This is a genomic window from Dyadobacter sp. CY261 (assembly GCF_021440085.1).
In the GTDB taxonomy this organism is placed as follows: Bacteria; Bacteroidota; Bacteroidia; order Cytophagales; family Spirosomataceae; genus Dyadobacter.
The window spans coordinates 183763-208753 of sequence record NZ_JAKCPW010000010.1 but is presented as its reverse complement, the minus strand read 5'-3'; the positions used below and the strand labels follow the sequence as shown (position 1 = coordinate 208753).

At 49.1% G+C, this 24991-nt stretch carries 21 protein-coding genes; 14 read left to right on the top strand and 7 right to left on the bottom strand.

Annotation, left to right across the window (positions count from 1 at the left end):
* Positions 1-2 precede the first annotated feature (2 nt).
* From LZD49_RS25735 to LZD49_RS25720, 4 genes are read right to left on the bottom strand one after another with little or no spacing between them, the layout of a single operon-like run.
* The gene (locus LZD49_RS25735) at positions 3-818 is read right to left on the bottom strand and encodes a tetratricopeptide repeat protein (RefSeq protein WP_234670567.1); all 816 of its coding nucleotides are present in this window, start codon (positions 816-818) and stop codon (positions 3-5) included.
* A gap of 16 nt (positions 819-834) precedes the next feature.
* Positions 835-3447, bottom strand: coding sequence for an FtsX-like permease family protein (locus LZD49_RS25730; protein ID WP_234670566.1), 2613 nt, complete (start codon positions 3445-3447; stop codon positions 835-837).
* A 51-nt stretch (positions 3448-3498) separates the two neighbouring features.
* A complete protein-coding gene (locus tag LZD49_RS25725; RefSeq protein ID WP_234670565.1) occupies positions 3499-6132 on the bottom strand; it encodes an ABC transporter permease in 2634 nt (877 codons plus the stop codon).
* Between the two features lie 3 nt (positions 6133-6135).
* Complete coding sequence (locus tag LZD49_RS25720) at positions 6136-6480, bottom strand: PadR family transcriptional regulator (RefSeq protein ID WP_234670564.1); 345 nt, start codon at positions 6478-6480, stop codon at positions 6136-6138.
* A gap of 191 nt (positions 6481-6671) precedes the next feature.
* Between LZD49_RS25720 and LZD49_RS25715 the strand changes: the two genes are divergently transcribed.
* The 12 genes from LZD49_RS25715 (at position 6672) to LZD49_RS25660 (ending at position 20023) form a co-directional block, all read left to right on the top strand.
* Positions 6672-7190 carry an RNA polymerase sigma factor gene (locus LZD49_RS25715; RefSeq protein ID WP_234670563.1) on the top strand — a complete coding sequence of 173 codons (519 nt, stop codon included), beginning with the start codon at positions 6672-6674 and terminating at the stop codon, positions 7188-7190.
* On the top strand, positions 7174-7950 hold the full coding sequence (locus LZD49_RS25710) for a HEAT repeat domain-containing protein (protein ID WP_234670562.1): 777 nt from the start codon (positions 7174-7176) through the stop codon (positions 7948-7950). The genes LZD49_RS25715 and LZD49_RS25710 overlap by 17 nt, the downstream gene beginning before the upstream one ends.
* A gap of 85 nt (positions 7951-8035) precedes the next feature.
* Positions 8036-8824, top strand: coding sequence for a DUF4097 family beta strand repeat-containing protein (locus LZD49_RS25705; RefSeq protein ID WP_234670561.1), 789 nt, complete (start codon positions 8036-8038; stop codon positions 8822-8824).
* 22 nt (positions 8825-8846) lie between these two features.
* Positions 8847-9545, top strand: coding sequence for a hypothetical protein (locus LZD49_RS25700; protein WP_234670560.1), 699 nt, complete (start codon positions 8847-8849; stop codon positions 9543-9545).
* Positions 9546-9752: 207 nt separating this feature from the next.
* Positions 9753-10142 carry a hypothetical protein gene (locus LZD49_RS25695; RefSeq protein ID WP_234670559.1) on the top strand — a complete coding sequence of 130 codons (390 nt, stop codon included), beginning with the start codon at positions 9753-9755 and terminating at the stop codon, positions 10140-10142.
* A gap of 361 nt (positions 10143-10503) precedes the next feature.
* Positions 10504-10716: a hypothetical protein gene (locus LZD49_RS25690; protein ID WP_234670558.1), complete on the top strand. Its 213-nt coding sequence runs from the start codon at positions 10504-10506 to the stop codon at positions 10714-10716.
* Positions 10717-11152: 436 nt separating this feature from the next.
* A complete protein-coding gene (locus tag LZD49_RS25685) occupies positions 11153-12466 on the top strand; it encodes a HAMP domain-containing sensor histidine kinase (RefSeq protein ID WP_234670557.1) in 1314 nt (437 codons plus the stop codon).
* Between the two features lie 82 nt (positions 12467-12548).
* On the top strand, positions 12549-13199 hold the full coding sequence (locus LZD49_RS25680) for a response regulator transcription factor (protein WP_234670556.1): 651 nt from the start codon (positions 12549-12551) through the stop codon (positions 13197-13199).
* A gap of 471 nt (positions 13200-13670) precedes the next feature.
* The gene (locus LZD49_RS25675) at positions 13671-16640 is read left to right on the top strand and encodes a DUF2723 domain-containing protein (RefSeq protein WP_234670555.1); all 2970 of its coding nucleotides are present in this window, start codon (positions 13671-13673) and stop codon (positions 16638-16640) included.
* Between the two features lie 55 nt (positions 16641-16695).
* Positions 16696-16875: a hypothetical protein gene (locus LZD49_RS25670; protein WP_234670554.1), complete on the top strand. Its 180-nt coding sequence runs from the start codon at positions 16696-16698 to the stop codon at positions 16873-16875.
* Positions 16876-17047: 172 nt separating this feature from the next.
* A complete protein-coding gene (locus tag LZD49_RS25665; protein WP_234670553.1) occupies positions 17048-18676 on the top strand; it encodes an alpha-amylase family protein in 1629 nt (542 codons plus the stop codon).
* A 90-nt stretch (positions 18677-18766) separates the two neighbouring features.
* Positions 18767-20023 carry an ankyrin repeat domain-containing protein gene (locus tag LZD49_RS25660; protein ID WP_234670552.1) on the top strand — a complete coding sequence of 419 codons (1257 nt, stop codon included), beginning with the start codon at positions 18767-18769 and terminating at the stop codon, positions 20021-20023.
* Between the two features lie 68 nt (positions 20024-20091).
* Here LZD49_RS25660 and LZD49_RS25655 read toward each other — a convergent pair whose 3' ends face one another.
* Complete coding sequence (locus LZD49_RS25655; protein ID WP_234670551.1) at positions 20092-21684, bottom strand: DUF4394 domain-containing protein; 1593 nt, start codon at positions 21682-21684, stop codon at positions 20092-20094.
* Between the two features lie 411 nt (positions 21685-22095).
* Between LZD49_RS25655 and LZD49_RS25650 the strand changes: the two genes are divergently transcribed.
* Positions 22096-23040, top strand: coding sequence for a hypothetical protein (locus LZD49_RS25650; protein WP_234670550.1), 945 nt, complete (start codon positions 22096-22098; stop codon positions 23038-23040).
* Here LZD49_RS25650 and LZD49_RS25645 read toward each other — a convergent pair.
* Positions 23015-23428, bottom strand: a complete 414-nt coding sequence (locus LZD49_RS25645) for a helix-turn-helix domain-containing protein (protein ID WP_234670549.1) — start codon at positions 23426-23428, stop codon at positions 23015-23017. The genes LZD49_RS25650 and LZD49_RS25645 overlap by 26 nt on opposite strands.
* A 99-nt stretch (positions 23429-23527) precedes the next feature.
* Here LZD49_RS25645 and LZD49_RS25640 point away from each other — a divergent pair, with 99 nt between their 5' ends.
* The gene (locus tag LZD49_RS25640) at positions 23528-23893 is read left to right on the top strand and encodes a DoxX family protein (protein ID WP_234670548.1); all 366 of its coding nucleotides are present in this window, start codon (positions 23528-23530) and stop codon (positions 23891-23893) included.
* Between the two features lie 211 nt (positions 23894-24104).
* Here the strand turns inward: LZD49_RS25640 and LZD49_RS25635 are convergent, their stop codons facing one another.
* A complete protein-coding gene (locus tag LZD49_RS25635) occupies positions 24105-24881 on the bottom strand; it encodes a thioredoxin family protein (RefSeq protein WP_234670547.1) in 777 nt (258 codons plus the stop codon).
* Positions 24882-24991 lie beyond the last annotated feature (110 nt).

The following is a 24991-nucleotide window of genomic DNA, read 5'->3' as shown; positions in this document are numbered from 1 at the left end:
CATCAACGCTTTTCGATGTCTTCCATCGTAATCTGCCGCGGGAACCGTGCAAAACGCAGATTAGGCTCATTTAATGCATAGCCATCGTGCAGCGCTTGTCTGGCTTTTTCGAAGTAGGCATTCTGGCGTTGATTTCCCGTGACTTTCATGGTCATAGCCATGTAGTAATTAGCCATCGGATGCATTTCGTACAGTTGCAGACATTCCGTAAGCCTTAACTCTGCCTGATCAAACTCATTCATCAGGTAATACAGGATACCAAAATAGAGCAAAGTGTTAAAATGAATGTCGTTGTTACCCTCACCGCGCTTTTGCTGTGCAATGTCTTTCAGAAAATACTTTTCGGCTTCCTGGTAATTTCCTAATTCCATGTGGCTCAATGCGATGAAAAATGAAAATGTATGATCCATCGTGAACGCATTGGGCGTCAGGAGTTCCGCGGCTTCGAGGTCGGCGACGGCCTTTTCGTAGTTCCGGGTGAGCATGCAATGCAGGTAGCCGCGGTAGGCGAGCCAGCGCTCCCGGTCCAGCGCCACGGCGGTGTCGTTATAGGCAATCGCTTTTTCGAAATCACCGATAAACATTTGCCGGATCCCTTTTTCCTGGTATGCCTCGGCAATCTTCGGGCAAATCGCCAGGAGCGAATCGAAAGTCACGTCCCATCGCGGATCGTCGGGACCGAATGTGCGCGCCTTATGGGCATACGTTTGGAACAGGCTATCCTGCGTGCGCTTCGACGAGCAGTCGAAACCAGGCTGCGCCGAGGCGGGGAGGATGCTTGCAAGCAGCAGGAGGAGGGAGAGGATGCGGTGCGGCATGTGTGGTCAGTGGTTGTTATTCCGATTTCAATGACTGCGTGGGGTTGGTCAATGCAGCTCGAAGGGACTGGAAGCTGACCGTCGCAAGGGTGATCACGATCATGGCCAAACCGGCGCCAGCGAAAATCGCAATGCTGATCGAAACGTGGTAAGCAAAATGATCGAGCCAGCTTTTGGTGAGCCACCATGCCAGCGGGCAGGCAATGGCGATGGCCACGATCACAAGCATCAGAAACTCGCGGGAGAGCATGGCTACCACGCTGCCGGTCGTCGCACCAAGTACTTTTCGTACGCCGATTTCTTTTTTGCGGCGTTCGGCGGTGAATGCAGCCAGGCCAAAAAGCCCGAGGCATGAAATAAGAATGGCCAATGCGGCGAAGTAGCGTGCAAGTTGTGCCGCAAGTTGTTCCGAGGCATACTGGACCTGATAATCGCGGTCGAGGAACTGGTAATCGAATGCGTAGCCGGGATTAAAATCGGTATAGAAATCCTGAATCCGGGCTAATGTGGCAGGTTGCTGACCAGGTTGGATTTTGACCGTCGCCAGCATTGTTTCTTCGGGCGAGAAGACGAAAATGAATGGCTTAATGGCCTCGTGCAGAGAATTGAAATGGAAATCCTGTACAACACCGACGATGCGACGCGCCCGACCGCCTATCATAATCTCTTTGCCGATAGGAGCCTTAATGCCCATCTGACGGACAGCCGTTTCATTGAGGACCACCGACGCCGTATCCGATCCGAAATCCTTCGAAAAGCTCCTGCCGGCGACAGTCCGGATGTTCAGCGTTTCGGTGAGACCATAATTGACGGGCATGCGATGAAAGCGTATTTCGTCCTTTTCGTTTTTGCCGTCCCAGCGCACGCCGCTGGATGGCAGGAAAGCAGGCAAGATGATTTTTTGTTGGATACTCGATGCATTCAAGACGCCTGGTAGCGCCCGGAGCCTTTCCAGGAATGCTTCACGTTGCGCAGCAGCGCGGCCCTCCATTTCGAAATACACAATATTATCCTTCTCGTAGCCCGGGTTTTTAGTTTGTACAAAATCGACCTGTTTGTAAAAAACAATGACCGAAATGACGAAAATCACTGAAACCGCAAACTGGAACACGACCAGTCCTTTTCTAACCCACAACTCGCCGATTCCGTGCCTCACGATGCCTTTCAAAGTAAGCGCCGGATTAAAGCGCGACAGGTATAATGCGGGATAACTGCCTGCGAGCATGCCGGTCAATAGCATGATGATGGTTAATGCAGCGATAAATCGCGGGCTGAAATGTAAAGTCAATTCTTTGCCTGTCAATGCATTAAATTGCGGTAATAGCAGCCAAACAATGGAAAGTGCAACGATTAAAGTCAGCATGCTCATCAGCATAGATTCACCCAGAAACTGAAAGATGAGAGTAAGCCGACCCGCACCCAATGCCTTTTTTACACCCACTTCTTTGACCCTTACCGAGGCCTTGGCCGTGGACAGGTTCATGAAATTGATACAGGCGATGAGGAGTACAAACGCCGCAATGGCAGCGAATAGCTTCACATATTCGATCCGTCCGCCCGATTGCACGCCATTTTCGTACTTCCCATATAGGTAACCGTCTGAATATTTGCGGATGAACAAGGTCGAATTGGTGTCGTTGAAGTGCTTTTTGGCGTAATTGGCGAGCTTTTGCTCTAATAAATGCACGTCGGAACCGGGCCTAAGGACGATGTAATTGTGAAACGGGCCGCTGGCGGTATTAGGCATGCCTCCCGGCAGTATGTCGTCCCAGGCACTAAGCGGTATCAGCAGCTCGGATTGTTCGGAAGAATTAGTGGGAATGTCCCTAAATACACCGCTTACCTGGCATTTTTTCGAGAATGCCTGCCATTTCCATTCGACGACTTGATTCATTGCTTTCTCCGACGAGCCGAATAAACGAACTGCCATTTGCTCGGAAATCGCCACTGAGTTCTTGTCGGTCAGGACAGATTTGGGATTGCCTTTTATTAATGGAAAAGAGAATGCCTGGAGATAATCGGCACTGACAAAGTTTCCCGCCGCACTGATTGTTCGGCCTTCCCGAGAGAGGCTGAATTTCTGGAACCAAACCGGAGGTGTAGTGCACACCGCCAATTCGATCTCGGGCATATCACTCGTCAGAACATCCTTTAAAATACCACCGGTACCTTCGGAAGTTACCAGCTTGTCGCCACCTTTTTCGTGGATCATTATCTGGTAAAGACGAGAATCGCTGGCGTGAAACTTGTCGAAAGCCAGTTCGTCGGTCACCCATAAATAGATGAGCAGCGTGCAAACGAGTCCGGTGGATAGCCCAATTACATTCAGCATCGAAAATTGCCTGTCTTTGAGGAAGTGCCGCCAGGCAGAGGTGAAATAGTTTTTCAGCATATCAGGGCTCAGGTTGGATACGGAAGGATAGGTTTCAGGTTTTCTTTTCAAAAAATAGGGAGTCAGATGCCTCACTGCCGCCCATGCGTACTCGCACCTCGCACGTGTAACGCCCGCCTCATGCATTCGGCGTACGAAAATCTCCTCCATGTTTCCCTGAATGTCTTCCAGGAAACGCGGGTTTACAAACTTCTCGAGCAGGTAGTCTGCCCAGCGGGGTGGACGAGGTTGAGGCACGTGGCGGATGTTTAGGGTTGGGTCGGACAGTTTTGATACTCAGCTGCCACATTACTCCGAACGAAGACTGCGTATCGGGTTCATCGTCGCAGCTTTGATCGCCTGGAAGCTTACTGTTAACAGCGTGATCGTTAATGTGCCAAGGCCTGTCAATGCGAATATCCACCAGGAAATCGTGGTATGGTATTCATATTTCTGCAACCAGCCATTCAGGAAGTAATAGGCACCCGGTGTGGCGATCAGGAATGCGATACCGACCAGCAGTACAAATTCCCGCGAGAACAGTCCCCAAACGCTTAGTACCGTTGCGCCGAGCACTTTCCGGACACCGATTTCCTTGGTCCGCTGCTCGGCGATGAAGGATGCTACGCCGAATAACCCGAGGCAACTGATCAGGATTGCGAGAACCGAGAAAAACGTGGTGAGCTTGCCAATACGCTCTTCGTCAGAGAACTTTCGGGCGTGCATCTGGTCTACAAATTCATACTCGAACGGGGAGCCCGGATCATATTTTTCAAAAACATTTTTGATCTTTTCGATGGAGGCCGACGCGCCAGCAGAGGGGTTAATGCGGATATTAACCAGATTTCCCTGCCCCGCCGAGAGACAAAAGAATTGAGGCTTGGCCGGTTCGTAAGGCGAATTGACAACCAGGTCTTTGATGATACCAATAATCTTGTAAGGCTTTTTAAACCAGGTCAGCGGCTCGTCGACGGGGTTTTGTAAGCCCATGAACTTCACTGCTGTCTCATTCACGACCAATCCCACCGAATCGGTCGCGAATTCGCGGGAGAAATCCCGGCCCTGTACAAACTGCCATCCAACCGTTTTTCCATAGTCAAATGAAATTTCGTCGAACGAGAAGTCTACCGATTGTTCAGGGTCTTTTCCTTTCCATTCAAAGCCGCTTGTCGACGACCACGTCTCCGTGGTGGGGCTGCCGGATTCGGCCATCTCGGCAATGGCGCCGCTACTTTTCAACTCATGCCTTGCCGCTTCGAAATGTTTGTGGATTTCGTCGGTCGACATGGAAATGGCAATGAGCCCGTCGCGGCTGTAACCAACTGGTCGGTCTTTGGCAAACTGAATTTGCCTGAATACGACGGCTGTGCCAATGATCAGGATGATAGAGACCGCAAATTGTACCACCACCAACACCTTCCTGGGCACAGCCGCAAGGCGTCCCGCCCGGAAAGTGCCTTTCAGAACCTTAACAGGCTGGAATGATGACAGGTATAGTGCAGGATAGCTGCCCGCGATAATGGCTGTGATTATACTGAAACCAATGCCCGCCAGCCAGAATTCGGTCCTATTCCACGGCATGATGATCTTTTTGTCGGCAACTGCATTAAAAAACGGCAAAAACAGCATCACCAGCAGGATTGACAGGACAAATGCAAAGCCAACGACCAGGAAAGATTCGGTGAAGAACTGGGTGACCAGCTGGTTGCGGACCGACCCTACCGCCTTGCGGATACCCACTTCCTTGGCCCGCTTTTCGGAGCGCGCGGTGCTTAGGTTCATGAAATTGATGCAGGCCAGCAGTAATACGAACACGCCAATTGTGCCAAAAAGCCAAACAAATTCAATGCGGCCGCCAACGCGGCGGCCTCCCTTGAACTCCGAGTAGAGATGCCAGTCGCGCATCGGGTTCAGGAAAACGTCGGGCTTATATTTGAGTTGTTCCTTATTAATATTCCGCTTTTTAATGTCTTTGATACGCGCGGAGGCATGGTCGATATCCGCATTGTCGATCAGCTGGACGTACGTCATGTAAGCATTGGGTCGCCAGGGATCTTCCATGGTTTTAAGCCAAGGATTGGCGACGACCATCAGTTGCCAGGGCATCATAAACGATACTTCGCGGAAGGAGGTGTTGTGGGGTAAATCTTCATAAACGCCTGTTACCTTCACATTCAGCTTGTTATCGACCTTGATCGTTTTGTCGATCGGGTCCGCATCGCCGAAGTAGGCCTTCGCGACCGATTCCGAAAGCATAATGGAGTAGGGATCTTTCAAGCCTGCCCGGGTGCCATTGATCATGCTGAGGCTGAACATTTCGGGCGCGTCCGGCTCAACGAATGACCCGCTTTTGTTGAACTTTTTGTCACCTACCGCCAGGATATGTTTGTTGTTCCAGGACGCCATGACCACATATTTGAAATCGGCTCCATAGTTGCGCCTGATCTCATCCCCAATCGGAAATGGTAGCGAGGTTTGTGTCCCGACCTGCCCGTTAAATGTCTGGTGTTGCCAGACCTGGGCTATGCGGTCGAAGTTTTTAAAATGGCGGTCGAAAGAGAGCTCGTCGTAAATCCATAGGCCGATGAGCATTGCTACGGCCATGCCGAGTGCCAGTCCGGTGATGTTAATGAAGCTGTAAGCTTTTTGTTTGCCGAGCGTACGGAGCGAGATTTTGAGATAGTTTCTGATCATGGCGGGACTGAAAATATAGGTGGGGGAGTAAGCGCGGGGCCTGCGTTTCATAAAATAGGGTCGCAGGTAGCGTGTGGAGGCGAGCAGGTAACGGAGTTGCGCATTGCGTAGGCTGCCATTTTTTACTTGCCGGCCATATATTTCGTGCAGGTCTCCCAGGATATCTTCCAGGAAATGCGGCGCGATGATGATCGTCAGTAACCTGTCGACCCAACGTGGCGGACTATGATGGTGCGGGATTTTTGCCATGGCTTATGAAAAGCTCAGTTTGGGTTGCAGCTTTTCGGCGGGGATGGCCTGCCATAGTTGCTGGCGGATCTCGTTGATTTCCTGTAATGCCCGGTTTCCGTAATTGGTAATGGTAAAAAAACGCTTCCGGCGACCGCCACGCTCGGCCGTAGCGCCGCCCATTTCGGAGGTGAGAAAGCCCTTTTCTTCCAGTCTGTATAAAGTGGCATGAACGGCACTCAACGAAATGGAACGCCCTGTGTACTCCTGCACGCGTTCCCAGATCGTGACACCATAGGCCTCGTCTGTGCAGCCGGCCACGACCAGCAGGACGATTTCTTCAAATTCCCCGAGAAAAGTTCTTTTCATATCTGCACAGGTTATTAGTTATAATAATGCAAAACAAATACTTTGCCAGTTTGGAAAAACTACTCTGGAATCCATAGCAGCGCGTTTTCAGGTGGCGACCGTGTCCGATAGCGGACAAAATTGTTCGGAAATAAAGATTTTTTCGTAAATCCTGTAACGTTTTCGGCAGCCGGTCGTCTATGCTATTGAATATGGATTTAAAAGCCTTCAACCAACGCATTCTTCCCGTTCAGGGACGCCTGTTCCGACTGGCGCAAATGTTTCTTCGCAACCGCGAGGAGGCAGAGGATGCGATTCAGGATGTGTTCCTGAGGCTTTGGACCAACCGGCAGCAGCTGGAAAGCTACCAGAGCGTGGAGGCCCTGGCGGTGCAGATGACCAAGAACCTTTGTCTGGACCGGCTGAAATCGCATGACAAACAAAAAACGAGTCGTGATGCGGATATGGTAACCATGCAGGCAGCGGACGTATCGCCTTACCGGCAAGTGGAGAACAGCGACAGCGCGGGGCTTATGCACCGGCTCATCAGCGAGTTGCCGGAGCAGCAGCGGTTGGTGTTGCATCTGCGTGATGTGGAAGAATATACTTTGGAGGAGATCGAGGAAGTTACTGGCCTGAGTAATGTCAACATTCGGACGATCCTTTCGCGGGCAAGACAAAAGTTGCGCGAGAATTATTTAAAAGCAGAGAATTATGGCACTGGATATTGAGAAGCTATTAGAGAAATATTATGACGGAGAAACGTCGCTGGAGGAGGAACGTGCATTGAAGCAGTTTTTTCAAAGTGGTGGTGTGCCGGAGCATTTGCAAAGCCACGCGGCGCAATTTGGCTATTTTGCCGATGCACGCAAGGAACAGCCTTCGCTGACCTTTAACCACGAACTGGCCTTAATGCTCGATCCGCCGAAGCAAGGCCCTGTGCGGAGGCTGGGAGGCTGGCTGATCCGCATTGCTGCCGGGCTGACGCTCCTCATTATCGGTTTCGGCGCAGGATGGGTGTTCCAGTCGAAGACAGAAAGCGGTAGAAGCCTGATGGCTTTGAGCGGACAGGAACCGACAGAGGTGGCCGAAATGAAGAAAGTGCTCGCATTCGAACAAATGAACAACACTTCGGCCAGCGAGCGTATTCAGGCAGTAAACCATAGTTATGAGATTTCGGAAGTGGATAGCGACATTACGCGGTTGCTGATCAATACTTTGAATTTCGATCCAAACATCAATGTGCGGCTCGCCGCCTGCCAGGCATTGACGCATTTTGCTAATGAAACCGAAGTAAAGGAAGCACTGATCCAGTCATTGGCGATCCAGACAGACCCAAACATTCAGATCTCACTCATAGAATCGCTGGTCGCCATTAAGGAAAAGCGGGCCGTGGAGCAGTTCCGGCAACTCGCCAGAAGCCAGGAAGTCCTGGACGTAGTCCGCCTCAAAGCGACCGAAGGGGCCAATCGCCTGAATGCCGACGTCTAGTCCCCATCCTTGTAGCAGCACATAATTAACTTAACCCAAGTCTTCAGACCTGGGCATAACAACTACCCATATATCAATTAAAACCATGAAAAAAGTACTGTTAATCAGTGCGGGCTTCTTATGGAGCCTGAGCTGCGCGTGTGCTCAAACTTCCGAGTACAAAACCAAACTGGCCAATTCGAAAGATAAAAAGGTTGTGCTGGAGCTGTCATCGAGCAGTGTCAAAATAGAAGGCTACAATGGAGATGAGGTGATCATCCAGGCATCGTCGGGTTTTGAAGCCCCGCCGGAGCGGGCGAAAGGGCTGAAACCATTGTATTATACGGCGGTTGACAACTCGGGTATAGGCCTGGCCGTAACGCCCGATGCCTCTGGGCTGAAAATCGAAAAAGCAACGCGCAAGTCGGTTAAATATACGATCAAGCTGCCACGGCAGGTGTCGGTGAAATTTGTGGAAACCAACTGGCAGGGCGGCTCGGGGCTCTCGGTGTCGAATATGGATGGAGATCTCGAAATCAAAACCAATTCTTCCAATATTATCCTCAATAACATTACCGGTCCGGTGGTAGCGAATACGACGAGCGGCGAGGTTACTGCTACATTTACAAACCTGGCGCAGGGCAAGCCGACCTCAATTTCTTCTATCAGCGGCGAAATTGACATTACCCTGCCCGCCACGGCAAAATCTGACCTCAAACTCCGGTCAATCAACGGTGAGATGTACACCGATTTCGATCTGGGCGTAAAGGGAAGCAAGGAGGGCATGTCCAAGGTAGGCGGCAGTGCCAATGTCGACGGCTCGATCAACGGCGGAGGCGTAGAGATGTCGCTTCACACCATTAGCAGCAATATTTATATCCGTAAGCAGAAATAACACTTAACCTGCATCTATTACCATGAAAAAGATCTTATTGTTAGCCATGCTCGGCATGGCATGCGGCCCCGCTATGGCCCAAAAAATCATCGACAAAAAATTGCCCTACGAATCAGGCAAGACCGTGAACCTCAATCTCCGGTTCGGCGACAGCATCCAGGTCCGTTACTGGGACAAACCGGAAGTCTCGGTGCATATGTCGGTGAAAATCAATCAGAATAAACTCAATGACGCATTTCTCGTTACAAGTAACACCACTGCGGAAGAAATCATCCTCAAAACCGATTTCGACAAGGAAAAACTGAAAGAAGGAAAGGGGGAGGATTGTCCCGGCCAAAAAAGTACCTGGCGAAACGACGACGGGAAAAATAGCTACTACGTGTGCAGTGAGATCAATTACCAGGTCACCCTGCCGCGCAATGCCAAACTGAAACTCGAAACAATTAATGGTAACATCGACATTCAGGGCGCAACCGCCTCCGTCGCTGCGAAGACGATCAGCGGCTACGTAGACATGACCTGGCCGAGATCGAAAGGGGCGAATGTTGCCGTGAAAACCATTACAGGCGAGGTATATTCCGATCTGGACATCGATTTCGGTAACAAAAAGGAAAAGAACCCGATTGTAGGGTACCTGCTCGAAGGGAAATTCAACGGCGGTGGCCCGGACGTGAAGCTCGAATCGATCAGCAACAATGTGTACTTGCGCACGAAGGATTAGTCAAAACTTTGGAATAGTTGTGCAGGGGCGCGGTCAGGTTCTGGCCGCGTCCCTTTGTTTGTTGTACTGGGGCGTGTGGTCAGGATGATACTGGACCTATCCGGAATAGTTAGGCATTACATCCCAGCCATTTGGGGCATTGTATCCTGCCCGACTTACAACTATTTTGACCGAAATTCAGTCTCCGTTTTGTTTAATTCAATGAAAATGAAACAGATCAGACCTATCATCCTCATTGTGATTGCTTTGGCGGGCAGTTGCAAGAAATCCGACAACCCTATTGTACCTGTGGAAGTGTGGTCGGACGGGTGCCTCTCATTAGCTCGTGAAGGCGGCGGCTACCGGCTCGGAGGCATGTGCTGCGCCTATTTGCAAATACCTATTAAAGAGTTCCGTGCGGGCACCACCCGCATTGTCGGAAGCACTTATTCTTCATTTACCGGAGCCGGTTATGCGGATCAAAGCGTATCCGCCACCGTAAAAGTCTCAGAAAGCGGCGACAAAGTCTCCATTACCTACACCGCCGGCATCCAACCTACGATCCATGAACTCACGCCCGGTCCGGCTAAACTGTCTTGTCCCTGCTACTGTGACTAAGAAACCACCAGGCAGTTGGCAATTTCACCGCATCGCCATTCAGAGGTCGGAACGTGATTTTACTTTTCCAATATAACGGGAGTAATGGGAACTTTGACAAGCCATATCGTAACTTGTATAAATCCAAAGTAGCCTGCATTATTGGGTGTTTTGTAGTAAAAAGTTTAGTGGTCAGTGAAAGGTTTTGACAGTCCGAGATCCTCTCCCCACGAAGGCCTTCCTACACCCTCAAATTCAGCATTCTCACCCCAAAAACGAAAACTGATCGGCTCTAATGGACTATACTTGTAAGGTGATATAAAGTCACACTTGATTGAGTATCGGAATAGTTCTTTCTTTGTAAAAACACAAAATCTCCTCCATGAAGACGCAAAGTAAATATTTGGAAGAAATCAAGAGGCTTCTGGCTGACTATCTTCTTGAAATTGAAAAATCGGATTTGAAGCCGCTCTCCGCCCAGGTCTATCAGGTACAGTCAAAAAATTTTGTAAGATGGATTAATGGTGAATTTACGCCGGGCGAAGTGAAAAAATCCAAAAAACAAGCACAGGACAAACTGGGAAAACAGAGCTAGGTACGCACTTTCCCAAATTGTTATTTACTACGTTCCTCCTTTCATCACCATTCAGGTCCCAGCGGCCAAACCATAATAACCTCAAAGCATTTTGAGCGGCGAGAGCAAGGGTAATGCGCCATCGTCTGCTGATTCTACCCCCCGGTTTAGCAATAAGGACAAAAAACACCTTCACGGCAATACCGGAAGGTGTAAGCTATACTCAACGTTTATAACGTACTTCTACGTTCAGGTCCGGTGATCCCGCACTAATCGCACAGCTCCTCACTTGCAGGATTTTACAAATTTAGTATCTCGGCGAAAAAGCGATTGTAGCACGCTATTGTTTTATTTGTAGCAATATCTCTACATTATCTGTTGCGTTTTTTAGGTAGATTTGGCTCTTATCGCTTCGTCTGACCCCGGGCGTGAACAGCGATCTGGAAAACTTGATTACATGATCCGAACGATTCTGGAATGGCCTGTGCGAAAGCAGTTGGAAGGTGAACCGAATATTCTCAACCGGGCCCGCATCAAGGTACTATCGTACGCACTCTACCTGAGAATATTTACCACGACTTTAGTACTCATATTTTACCTGGCCGAGAATTATCGCCTGCAAGCGGTGAGGGTGGCCATCTTGCTAGGCATTGCCGCCATCTTTTATATTGCACTGACGCTCGGTTTTGAGTGGCGCAAAGCAATCCATACGGCAGTATTGATTTTTATGAGCATTATCTGGACTAACCTGTTTGTTTTTCAAAACGGTTTTGACCTGGTTACGCTCCAATATGTCGTCATTATCAGCATATGTGCATTCTATGGGCTTGGAAATCAGTGGGGTATTGTTTATTCCACCGTCGCGGTTCTCCCGTTCGTTCTTTATGTGCTGCTGGGGCATCACCTCGGCACGAATATTCCCTGGGGGCCAAATGGATCGGGACGTATCACGATTGTGATCCTGCTGTTCCACAATTTCATTTTCCTGGTCCTGATCAATTACTACTTTTTTAGCTCGTTCTACGATACGATCAGCGATCTTGATGCCCGAAGCGGAGAACTTCGGGCCAGTCTGGCATACCTGGAAGATTCCAGGGAAAAGCTGGAACTGGAATACATCCATCAGAAACATCTGATCGCCAGCATATCCCATGACATTAAAAGTCCGCTGCGGTTCCTGATGACGACCACGGGCCGACTCTCCCGGAACCATCCCGACCTGCCTACGGTGAGGGCTATCAGCCAATCGAGCTACCGGCTTTATCACTTCATGAAGAATCTACTGGAATACACCGAGTTCCGGTACAAAAATTCCAGCGTTCAGTTCACTTATCTTGACCTTAACGAGATGGTTGAACAGAAATTCGCGATTTTTACGCAGGATGCGGAGGTGAATGCCAACCGATTCGTCAATAGCATCCCACCTGGTGTGATCATTAAAAACAACCAGCAATTGGTCGGCATTATTCTGCACAATCTGATCGACAATGCAAATAAGGCGACCAATGACGGCATCATAAACGTTACTTACCAGGATTTCAGGGATGAACTGCATCTGATCGTCAACGACACCGGTCCGGGTATGGACAGCAGTGTAAGCGGTTGGATCAATAGCGACGCGCGAGATCTGCCGGTTTCCGGAAATGTGGCCCAGAACTTCGGAATGGGCCTGTTAATCGTGAAGGAGATCAGCACGCTTATCCGCGCCAGGCTATTTGCAACGCCAAACGAACCTTCGGGAACTTCGGTTCATATAATTTTTTCAAAATAAATTTACATGTAGCCAATTTTCTACATAATATTTGATTTATATTAAACTACTTTTAAAACTGATTTGAAGTAAAGGCATTTGAATGAAAACAGTTTTGCTAGTAGAAGACCATTCCATTGTGAGAATGGGTGTAAAGTTGCTAATTGAGGATTTTTTACCCTCGGTAACGGTCATTGAGGCCGCTACTTTTAGCGAAACTCTCAAGCTTCTGCAATCAAGATTCTTCGATCTCGTTATCCTGGATATCAAGATACCGGGCGGTGAGACATTTAATATGATCAGTAGAATCCGCGAAATCCAGAACAAGGTGAAAATTCTGATATTTTCATCACAGGATGAAGCTTTGTATGCAATTCATTACGTAAAAGCAGGTGCTAACGGCTTTTTGCCGAAAGATACTCCAAATGACGAGCTTGAAAAGGCGATTACCTCGGTGCTGGCTGGGGGAACGTATATCAGCAATGTGATCCAGGATCGGCTCGTTAATAATACACTGCTCGAACGGGAAAGCAAAGAAAGCCCGCTCGAGATCCTTTCAAATCGTGAGCTGGAAATCATGGATATGCTGCTCATTGGTAAGTGGACTAAAGACATTGCAATTGACCTCAATATCAAGGAAAGTACCGTGTCGACCTACAAGGCGCGGATCTTCGAAAAGCTGGAAGTAACAAATATCCTCGAACTGTTCAAAAAGGTAGAAATCTACAAACGGAGAACAGATGGGTCTAGCTGATTAAAGAGTTAGCTAAAATTGTACGATAGAAATGTAGTATTGCTACTAGGTGTCGTAGATATATTCGGAAACTCCTATTTTATTCAGTCTATTTCATATTTTGCTTTCATTTTTTATCTTTGCTAATATAAACTACGACCTCCGATTGTTGCGGGCGTTATCTTATCGTAATGTTGTTTGAAGAATGGAAAGATCGGTAAAACTCTCAAAATCTGCTCAACTGCCATTTCTGGGTGGCGTAATGATTACCGTCGTGACAGGGGCAATACTGTGGACTTCTCTATTGTATGCCGTCGCCCTGCTTTTTTAACAGGGGCCTGCCAGTTTCCGTATCAACTTCGTTGAGATCGTGTTAAATTAAGTTAAAGCCTCATTATCAGGGTGTTTAATTAACTTTTTTTAAGACTATCCTGTTATGTGCCCGGTGTCGTGTTGAATAGTTTTGGTATTTCATCCAAAACACCTTCAAACATGATATCCTTAAAAAAATGGAATGATCTGGCTGCGTGGGCGGTATTCGCCATCAGCCTGATTACCTATGTCCTCACCATGGAGCGCACTGCGAGCTTCTGGGATTGTGGAGAGTTTATTGCCTGTGCTTTCAAATTGCAAGTTCCCCATCCGCCTGGTGCGCCGCTTTTTCTGCTGGTAGGGCGGCTTTTCTCCATGCTGGCCATGGGCGATCTCATGAAGGTGGCTTATTGGGTTAATATGGTCTCGGTGCTGAGCAGTGCATTTACTATTTTCTTTTTGTTTAAAACCATCAGTCTGCTGGCATGGAAGCTGGTTGGGAAAAAGCCAGGGGATGGTAATCTGGCTGATGCCTTACTGATAAACGGAGCGGCCGCCGTGGGGGCATTGGCCTACGCGTGGTCCGACTCCTTTTGGTTTTCGGCGGTCGAAGCGGAAGTTTATGGCTTATCATCTTTTTTTACTGCGATTGTCGTGTGGGCGGTTTTTAAATGGGAGACGATCGAGGACCCGGCTGCCGGCAACCGCTGGCTCATCCTGACCGCCTATCTCGTGGGCCTTTCTATCGGTGTTCATTTATTGAACCTGCTTACGATTCCTGCATTGGCGCTGGTCTATTACTTTAAAAAATACCCCAAACCTGGCTTTTTTGGAGCTTCGGTTGCGTTCCTTTCCGGGTTAATGGTGCTTGGTATCATCAATGCAGGCATTATTCCGGGACTGCCGGCACTGGCCGGGAAATTCGAGATTTTTTTTGTGAATTCGCTCGGGCTACCCTACAACACAGGTATCATTTGCTTCACATTCCTTTTTCTGGGTGGCCTCGTTTGGGGGATCTGGTATTCGCACCGTACCCACCGGGTTTTGCTGAATACCGGATTGCTTTCGCTTGCGTTTATACTGGTGGGTTATGTCTCGTACGCACTCGTGCTCGTGCGCTCGGGCTATAATACGCCTATTAATGAGAACAATCCCAGCGATGTGCTCCGGTTTGTGTACTATCTAAAAAGGGAGCAATATGAAAGCCGGCCGCTGCTGTATGGGCCATCTTTTGTTTCCAGGCCTGTCAGTCAGAAACGCGGCGCGCCGATTTATGCGAAAAAGGACGGAAAATATGTGTTGATCGACTACAAGCCGATTTACGAATATGAGGCAGCGAGTAATATGTTGCTTCCGAGGATGTACAGTTCGCAACCTGGCCACCCCAAATTGTACCAGCAAATGACCGGACTGGCGGAAGGTGAAAAACCCACTATGCGGCATAACCTATCCTACCTTTTCTCACATCAGATGGGGCATATGTACTGGCGCTACTTTTTGTGGAACTTCGTAGGCCGCGAAAGCGATCAGGAGGGTGCGGGTATATTATTGCCCTGGCAAACCGCGAACTCGTTTCCCAAAAGTATCAGCCATAACCGCGGTCACAACAACTTTTTGATGCTCCCATTCCTCCTTGGCATTGCCGGTATTATATATATGTACTACTACCGGCGAAAAGACTTGCTGATATTGAGCCTGCTGTTTGCCCTGACAGGCGTTGCGCTGGTTGTCTACCTGAATTCTCCCCCCACGGAGCCCCGAGAGCGCGATTACATTTACGTTGGTTCATTTTACATATTTTGTATCTGGATCGGCTTTGGTGTAATGGCGGTAGCGAGGTTTCTCGAAAACGTGGTTCGCAAGCCGGCCTTACGTGCAAGTATTGCCGGTGTGGCTTGCTTTTCGGTACCGGCAGTAATGGTGGCCAGTGGGTGGGATAACCACGACCGGTCGGACAGGTACCATTCTGTGGATTTCGCCCGTAATCTGCTCAATTCCTGCGCGCCGAATGCGATCCTGTTTACCGGCGGCGATAATGATACCTTTCCTTTATGGTATGTGCAGGAGGTTGAAGGTTTTCGTACCGATGTCCGGGTGTGCGTGCAGACTTTCCTGGGAACCGATTGGTATATCGAGCAATTAAAAAGGAAAATCAACCGGTCGGATGCATTGCCATTGTCACTGGATTCGGGGAATTACCAGTTAGGAAAAAATGAATACCTGCCTTTCTACGAAATTGCCTCTGTCAAAAGCGGCATTAATTTAAAGGAATACCTGGAACTGATCCACCAGGATAACAAGGCGATCCAGGTACCGCTCACCAGCGGGGATATGACAGCTATTCTGCCGTCGTCGACATTGTTTTTACCGGTCGATACCCGCGAGGTGAAAAAGATGAATATCGTGAAAAATGAACTGCTGCCGTATCTGAGCGACTCGATGAACTGGAATATTGGCCAGACGGATCTCCTGAAAGGCGACCTCGTCATGCTGGACATTATTTCAAGCAATAACTGGAAACGGCCGGTATACTTTTCCTCGACAATGGGTTCATCCCACAATCTTGGCTTGCAGGAATATCTGCAGCTCGAGGGATACGCCTACCGTTTACTTCCCGTGCGCGTACCGGGTGCTTCGGATGGTTACGTCAACTCGGATATCATGTACGATAATATGATGAACAAAATGTATTGGCGTGAAATGAACAATCCGAAAACCTATTATGACGATGCCTACCGCGGTTCGCCGGTAATTACGGCCAGGTTGTCGTTTCTACGGCTGGCACAGCAGCTCATCGCCGAAAAGAAGATCGGTAAGGCACGAAAAGTGGTGGACAGGGCAATGGCGGTAATGCCCGACGATACCATTCCCTATGACCAGATCTCAGCCGGTTTTGTCGGAGCGCTCTTCGATGTGGGAGAGCATAAGAAGGCGCTGGATTCAGCCCGCATCATGGCTATTCGTTCCGACGAAAACCTGTCCTGGATCAAAGAAAAGAATGGCCGCCGCAACCGCGACGTGAATACTGACCTTTTTATCCTGCAAAGTATCGTAAGGGAATGCCGGAGGGCGAAGCAGGACAGAGAGGCCGACCGTTTTGAGGCTATTTTCAATAAACATCTGCTGGCTTTCAATATTTACGGCGGGTAAGAATTCTCCGGGCAAGGTTTTTGATCCATATTTAGAATATACCAGATACAGATTTATGGAAGAAAAAGCCTTGCCCGAAAACGGTTCGCTAGTCAGGTTCATGCGGCACGACGATGATGAATGGAGAGATGGCGAATACGATGCCGAGAACAACATGTTCATAGAAATTTACTCGACGGAGTTGACAACCCATAATTGGACAGATATTCGCCAATGGGAGCTTTTGGATGAGTAGGATAAGTCTTGTTTACCTTCACTCATGGGATGTTCGCCCGTAAGGGCGCTGGTCACCGCTCCCGACGGTTCCTTTAATTCGCAAAAGCACTTTGTGGTAGACCGCTGAAAATTGTTCCGTCCCGGGGTGGCATCTCTTTTTAGATTGCTCATGTATTATCAACCTGGGAATTATGTTGGAAGAACTTTGGTATAAGAATGCCGTCATTTACAGCCTCGACCTGGAAACTTTTATGGATGGGAACAATGACGGGACTGGTGATTTTGAAGGCCTTTGCAACCGGCTCGACTATTTGCACGCGTTGGGTCTCGACACGATCTGGCTGGCACCGTTCCAGCCTACACCGAATCGTGACAATGGCTATGATATCAGCGATTTTTATGGTGTCGACCCGCGCCATGGTTCAAGCGGGGACTTCGTGAATTTCATTCATAAAGCCCGAAACCTGGGCATCAAGGTTATTATTGATCTCGTTGTGAACCATACTTCCGACGAGCATCGATGGTTTAAAGAATCGAGAAGCTCAAAAGACAATCCAAAACGAAACTGGTACGTTTGGTCCGACAAGCGGCCAAAAGGATGGAACAAGGGTATGGTTTTCCCCGGCGTGCAAAAAGCTACCTGGACCCGCGACAAGAAGAGCGGATCTTTTTATTTTCACAGGTTTTATGAATTTCAGCCCGATCTGAACACCGATAACCCCGAAGTGCGGGAGGAAATCAACCGGATCATGGGTTACTGGCTCGAACTGGGCATTGCGGGCTTCCGGGTCGATGCCGTCCCGTTTATTCTGGAATCCCCGGACGCTAATGCCAAAACCAGCTCCCCCCATTTTGAATACCTGAGAGAAATGCGGCGTTTCCTGCAATGGCGACGCGGCGACGCCGTATTGCTGGGTGAAGCCAATGTACTTCCGGAAGAAAGTAAGCAATATTTTGGCGAAGATGGAGAGGGTATTCATCTGATGTTCAACTTCTTTGTTAATCAATACACATTTTATGCGCTTGCCACGGCAGACACGGAGCCGCTGGTAAAAGCATTGGAAGCGACGCGTCAAAATACACCCGGAAGCCAGTGGGCGTTTTTTCTTCGCAATCATGACGAGTTGGACCTCGACCGACTGACCCCGGAAGAGAAGCAGGTTGTTTTCGACCGGTTCGGGCCGGAGAAGAACATGCAGCTGTACGACCGTGGTATCCGTCGGCGGCTTTCTCCTATGCTGGGTAACAGACAGCAGACGGAACTGGCTTACAGCCTGATGTTTTCGTTCCCAGGGACACCAGTGATCCGCTACGGCGACGAGATCAATATGGGTGACAACCTGGAACTTAAAGAGCGGGACGCGGTGCGCACCCCCATGCAATGGAATGGCGAAGAACAAGCCGGTTTTTCACGCGCATCCAAGCTTGTTCACCCCGTGATCGATGAAGGTTATTATGCTTATGAGCATGTTAATGTAGAAAATCAGCGTCGCGACCCCGGCTCATTGCTCAATTGGATGACGACCCTGATCCGGCTTAGAAAAGAATGTCCTGAGATTGGGTATGGCGACTGGGAAATTCTGCAAACAGGCTATCGGGAAATATTGGGTATGCGTTATAGCTGGAAAGGCAAAGTGTTGCTTATATGGCACAATTTCAGTGAAAAGTCACTCGAACTCGTCGTTCCGGAACGCCAGGTAGGGACGGGCAGGCTGATTGATCTGATGAACAACATCGAGAGTGTGCTTGATCACAAGGGTCGCCACACAATTACCCTCGAAGCCTACGGTTACAGATGGTTCAAGGCTCAGATTTCGTAAACAGTCGGACACGTATAATAAGCGGTTATTGTATTTTATATGAAAAACATACTAATTGTTTCATATTTCAGCTGCAATCGAACCTAACCTATGAACACTACCGATATACTCCCTCTCACATCCGACCCAACGCCGGAATATTATGAGGAACGGGCCGCTACGCTCGCCGACACAAGCCGGTCGGTCCACAGCGATCTCGCCAAACATATTCGTACATACCACCCTGAGCCTTTCAGTATTACCAATTTGAATCGACCGAATACCAATTTTGGGCTCGACGATGCCAGGGCGGTAGTAGCAAGAGAGCACGGTTTCACAGACTGGCCTGCATTGCTGCAACATATTGCGGTCCTGCACGAGACCAGCTCGGTTGTGTCACAATTTGAGCGGGCAGTAGAGGCGGTTGTGCAGGGTGACATTCCTACATTGGAGCAGTTATTGGAAAGAAATCCTATGCTCGTGCATGAGCGTTCGTCGCGCGGTCATAGGGCCACATTGTTGCATTATGTAGCGGCTAACGGTGTTGAAAACTTCCGTCAGGCTACACCGGATAATGCGCTGGACGTAGCCGAGATGTTGTTATCGGCTGGTGCGAAGGCCGATGCGTTGGCAGATACCTATGATACCAAATGGGGAACTACGCTGGAATTGCTCGTGTCGAGCTCGCATCCGGCAAAGGCCGGAGTGCAAACAGCCCTGGCAGAAAAGCTGATCGATTACGGAGCGGCCATCGACGGCGTCCGTGACGACTGTGCTCCCCTTGTAACAGCAATCTATTTCCACTATCCCGAAAGCGCGGAAGTGTTGGTTAAAAGAGGCGCAAGGATAGATAATGTAGTTACGACTGGTGCGATGGGAAAAACGAAACAGTTGGCGGGTTATCTGAATGAGGGCGGTAAGCTCCGCAGGGGGGCACCATTGGTCAAGGTGGAATGGCTGAAAGTTGCTCCAACGCCTGAGGCGAATCTGGCGCTGGCGTTTGTTTGGGCCGCGATGCTCAACCGCGTCGAAACGGTCCGTTTTCTACTAGAAAGAGGGATAAGCCCCTCCTCCCGTGATCATCGTGACTGGACGGCGCTGCATTGGGCGGGGTATTTTGCTTATCCGGAAATAGTTGAACTGCTATTGGCATACAAAGCCCCGCTGGAAGCTCGTAACGAATTTGGCGGGACCGTCCTGGATCAGACCTTGTGGGCCACCGCTCATGAAGATGTGCGGCCGCATCACCTGGAAATAGTTCAGAAGCTGGTAGATGCGGGGGCTAAAATACATACCTGGTGGTTGCTTGAAGACCTGCATCCGCCTTTAAAAGAGAATGTGGCCAGGATTTTGCAGGAAAGAGTTTAACCTGAATACAGCTAAAAAAAGAGTCAGTCCGGGCTTACCGGACTGACTCTTTTACATCTTCATTACTCTTACAGGCCGAATCCAAGCGCCAGTCCTTTCACAGGGCCGCTGAATGCAAACTTCGGTAAGGTAGTTCCGGACGGCAAGTCGATTGTATAAAAGCTGGTGGTGCCTCCCACTGTGATGATCGCATAACCTTTTCCGGAGATATTTCCGATGTCAAATCCAAGGTTTGGGCTGACATCAATACCCAGCGATTTCGGATCCATTACGATACCGTCGTTGGGCGGCGTTTGTTTGTATAGCATATCTGATTGACTGTCGATATCGAACAGGGTGGTGTTGGCCGCAATCACGCCAGGGTAACTATTGGTGTAAGCCACTGCGGTAACGAACGGGGTAGGGCCTCCCATGCCTATTTTCAGCGCGCCGTCCACGAGTGTTACTCCGTCTGTCACGTTGATACGCAGGTTTTGCCCGTTATCGCTCACAACACGCAGGCGATCTGCGGCCGGATTGAAATCAACGCCGAAATAGGCTCCGCTCAATGTCACCGGTGTGCCGTTACCGAGTTTCAGTGTCGCGAGTTCGCTTACCGCGCCGGAGCCGAGGTCGATACCGTACACTTTGCTATCGCTGCCCAATGCGTACAGGCGGCCATTTGCCGGACGGATGTCGATACCCTGCAACACCACGCCGATAGGAGGAACAAGCGTTTTAGTGCCGTACTCGGTTCCTGTTTCAGGATTGAAAATTTTAAGGGCTCCGGCGTCGGTCAATGCATAAGCGACGGGAAGCGGAGGAATGGCGATCCCGATGACATTGACACCCGCTGGAAACTCGCCGAGTTTTTGAAGCTTTCCGGTACCCAGATCGACAAAGTCGAGTTCCCATTTATCACCAAATTTGACGGAGACAATCGGATGTACGTCGGAGGGGTTCACATCAGGAGAGATATCGAAGCCACCTACTTCCTGAACGTCAAGTCCAAGTGCTCCCACGGGGATGAGACCTCCCGGATTGGGCGGGTTTTGTATGTATAGCATGTCGGTTGCAGCGTCGATGTCATATAGTGTCGTTCCTGATCCCGACGGGGCGGCGGTAACGCCTGCACGGCTGTTGGTGTAAGCCACAGCGCCGATCATTGGATTGGAATAGCCGTTCAGAGGAGCATCGCCAGGCACTATTGCTCCGGTTTCGGGGTGTAGTCTCAGGTTTTGGGCGGTCGTTGTTACTACGCGGATGCGGTCGACGGTGGGGTTGAAGTCAAAGCCGATGCTTCCGTTCAGGGTAGTGGCAATCGGTGTTAAGCCGATGCGCGTTGCTTTGCCCTCCTGATCGCCCGTTTTGACATTGACCTGATAAAGGTTGTTCTGTGAACCGATGGCGTAAAGTTGGCCTGTGGCAGGGCGGAAATCGATTGCTTTCAGCATCTCGCCCTGTTCAAGACCCGTTATAGCAAACGAGCGCAAGGGATTGCCGGTATTCCGTATGTTGATCTCGTGTAGCCGGTTGTCGTCCGACAATGCGTAAAAAATCCTATCCGGAAGCGACTGTTCCGCAGGCGGTACACGGTGATCTTCACACGAAAAGATCGATAAACAGACAAGGATGGTGAGCGCGGCCGCTAACGGTCTCGGGAATAAGTCGAGTAATTTCATAGAATCCTATTGAGTTATGTAGTTTGACACAGGCACATACGTCATTAAGGATCCTTTGGATTGCTTATCGTATTAAATTTTAATTTTGTTTTAATTCAAATTTAATATTGATTTTTAACTAACTAAAAAAAGTGCTCTTGCCCGCATTGCGAAAGCATGCCTTGTACCAGTCGAAAAGCAATACCTGCCGATGGTTTATTTACATCAAGAGAAGTAACCATAGCATCACATTCTATTAATAATCAGTTACTTGATTTGTACTTTCGGGGTATCTTCCTAGTTATGGTAAGATGCTGCGATTAATTTGAATTTTCCGGTTAAAATAGAGATAAGCTTAGTCTAGCACTGGATACCTTGTTTCGGATAGTATATATTGGCAACAGTTTTCTCAGCGTCATTCAACTTTTGCACATGCTAACATTGTCACCGTCGACGGTTAAAATAATTCTTGCGGCAATTGCAGTGGCCGCTTCGGCGATTGTGTCTCATGCCCAGGGCACCAACGTTTATAATACCTACGAATTGGTGCAGGATGGTGTTAATAATAGCTACGCGCCGCCTGTGCCTAAAGGGCCGACCTCCATCCCTCAGACCATGACCTTTTTTTACAACAAAAATGGAAGCGCGGATGAAGGGATCTATTTTCAGAAACTGCCATCGGACCTGTCCGTGACGTTCAGTTTTGACGACCAATCGTACATCAATGTTCCACAGCATGTCACGGGAATGACCTTTGGTGCGGCCTCGGGAGCGAGCAGTACACAAGTTAAAGCGGCATCAGTGGTTAACACCAATTACTACTATGCGGATACGGCCCGGACGATTTTCACGGCTCATCCAACAGGTCCCGCCGGCAGAGGGATCAACCTGTTTATGAATGCCGGATTGCAGATATTTGTTTCTGCCAAACCGCTGCTCGCGGCCAACGCCGCCAGAACAGACACCAGTCGTTACTATTATGGGAAATTGCGGGTGCAATTTAGTCGGCCGGTTAATGATCCGGTACTTTCATTCATCGGCCTGGGGGCTACTACAAATTTTGGTAACAAGCGTCTCGGATTTGCTACCGAGCTCGAATTGCAGACACCCTCATTGAAATTGACAAAACTTTCGGGCAGCGAGGAAATGCAAATCGACATGGCCCAGACAAAAATTCTTCATTCAAAAACACCGATTAGCGGTAATTGTGACAGCGGCGCCGCATGTGGGAGCGTCCTGATCAAAGGATCGAAGATCACCACACTTGTATTCGGTATTTATCTGCGACCAGATGGTGGCCCTGGTTTGTGGGGGACCGAAAAGGTGAGTAATTCGGGTGATATGTGGCATATCACAGTATCGCTGCCAGAGCAGTAGTAGCGGAAGCTTCCTCCGATTTCACTTCATGCATAATGCGTTGACGGTGCATTTCGCCCCATTCAATCAGTGACTCTATAACCGGTGAAAGTGTATCGGAATAAGGAGTCAGCTCATATTCAATGGAAACCGGGAAGTCGGTGAAAACCTTCCGGGTTACAAAGCCGTTGATTTCCAGCTCTTTCAGCTCATTGGATAAAACCCTTGCGGATATTCCCTGAATAGCCCGCTGAAGCTCGTTGAAACGCTTGTGTCCGTCCGACAGTGCGATGATGATGCGCAACCTCCATTTACCTCCGATTACATATAATGCATCTCCTGCGGCATTCAGCTTGTTAGAGCACTGCGCGGTGGTAGGTCGTGGTCCGGTGTGATGAGTGAATGACATTTTGTTATGTGCTAACCAAAAGGTTATTACTAACCTTTTGTATATTACTATCAATTGTATAGTAAAGATAGATAGTTTTGACAAAAAATCAAAATATCTATGAAAGCAAAGAAGATCGCTACAATCGCTGTTACTGCCCTTGCCTCGTTGCTGGTGGTGTTCAGTGGCATTATGAAATTAACCCAAAGCCCTGAAATTGTGACAACGCTAACAAAAGTAGGAGTGGGAGATTACCTGCTGCCGCTTGGGCTTATGGAAATCGGGTTTACTGCCTTGTTTATTTTTCCCAAGACGATGAAAATCGGCTTCATTCTGCTCACATGCTATTTCGCAGGAGCGTTGGCCACGGAACTTTCGCATCAAACCGCGTTCAATGCCGTCCTGCCCATGGCGCTCATCTGGATCGCCGCATTCCTCCGCGATCCGACGATTTTTTTACCGGGAAAGTCGCCGGTGGCTAGTTGATTGTGGTACTTGAGCGTGCGATAGATCCTTTTCTCAGAAGGTATGTATGGCGGGCTGCTGATTCATAATCGTTTACTTAACCGAAATCCGTTTCATAGAATCTCTGGTATGGTGCATTAGGGAAAAGGCTTTTCAAAGCGCTCCTGTCCATTTCAGGAGCGCTTTGAAAAGCCGGACCTTTGCATATCTGCATATTCGCGGGAGGCTGCTGCTAATGGCTGCAACACCCCGAATCACCTTTGAAATCTTCATATTTATCGTGGTGGCGCATCCAGTCCATGGTGCCATCCTCATTTCTTCCTTTCGGTGTCAGATCGAGAAAGTTATGTGTTCCTATGAGAATGTCCCCGCCTCGGGCATAGCTGGAATAAGTGTGGAAAATGTTTCCGGTCCGGTCCTTGAAGAATACACTGGTTCCCGGCGATTCCGTGCCTTCGTCGTGTTTGGAATATTCGAAATTATAGTAAACCGTGCCATTCTTTAACTGCTCATCGGTAAAGGAAACGCAGTAATCGTAATTAAAATCACTTCCGTACGACGATACCCAGTTGAAATTCCATCCCATCCGTTTTTTAAACGCCAGGAGTTTTTCCAATGGTGCCCGGGACACTACAACTACCGAAACGTCATGGTGTTTCAGATGAAGATTTGGACCATCGATATGGTCGGCCATAAAAGAACAGCCGGGGCAGCCTTCCTCCCAGTCGGGCGCAAACATGAAATGGTAAATCAGGAGCTGGCTCTTACCGTTAAAGAGGTCGGATAGCCAAAGTTTTCCCTCAGTTCCCTCGAAAATGTAAGATTTGTCGACCTTAACCCAGGGAAGCTCCCTGCGTTGGCGGCTTAGCTCGTCGTTAAGCCTGGTAAGCTCCTTCTCCTTTTTCAGCAGCTCCTTCCGTGTTTTTACCCATTCCTCCCGAGGAACCACACGATGTGTTGCCAGGCTTTTTTCCAAGCGGTCGGCCATGGTGTCCAATTGCTTTTCCATTCGTATCCGGATTTTGTTTCATACAAAACTCATCAATTAATTACGCATTAAGCGTGTGTGAAAACGTCGATTTAAGGGGGTGTTTGAGACAAAGTTGAAACCAGTGTGGG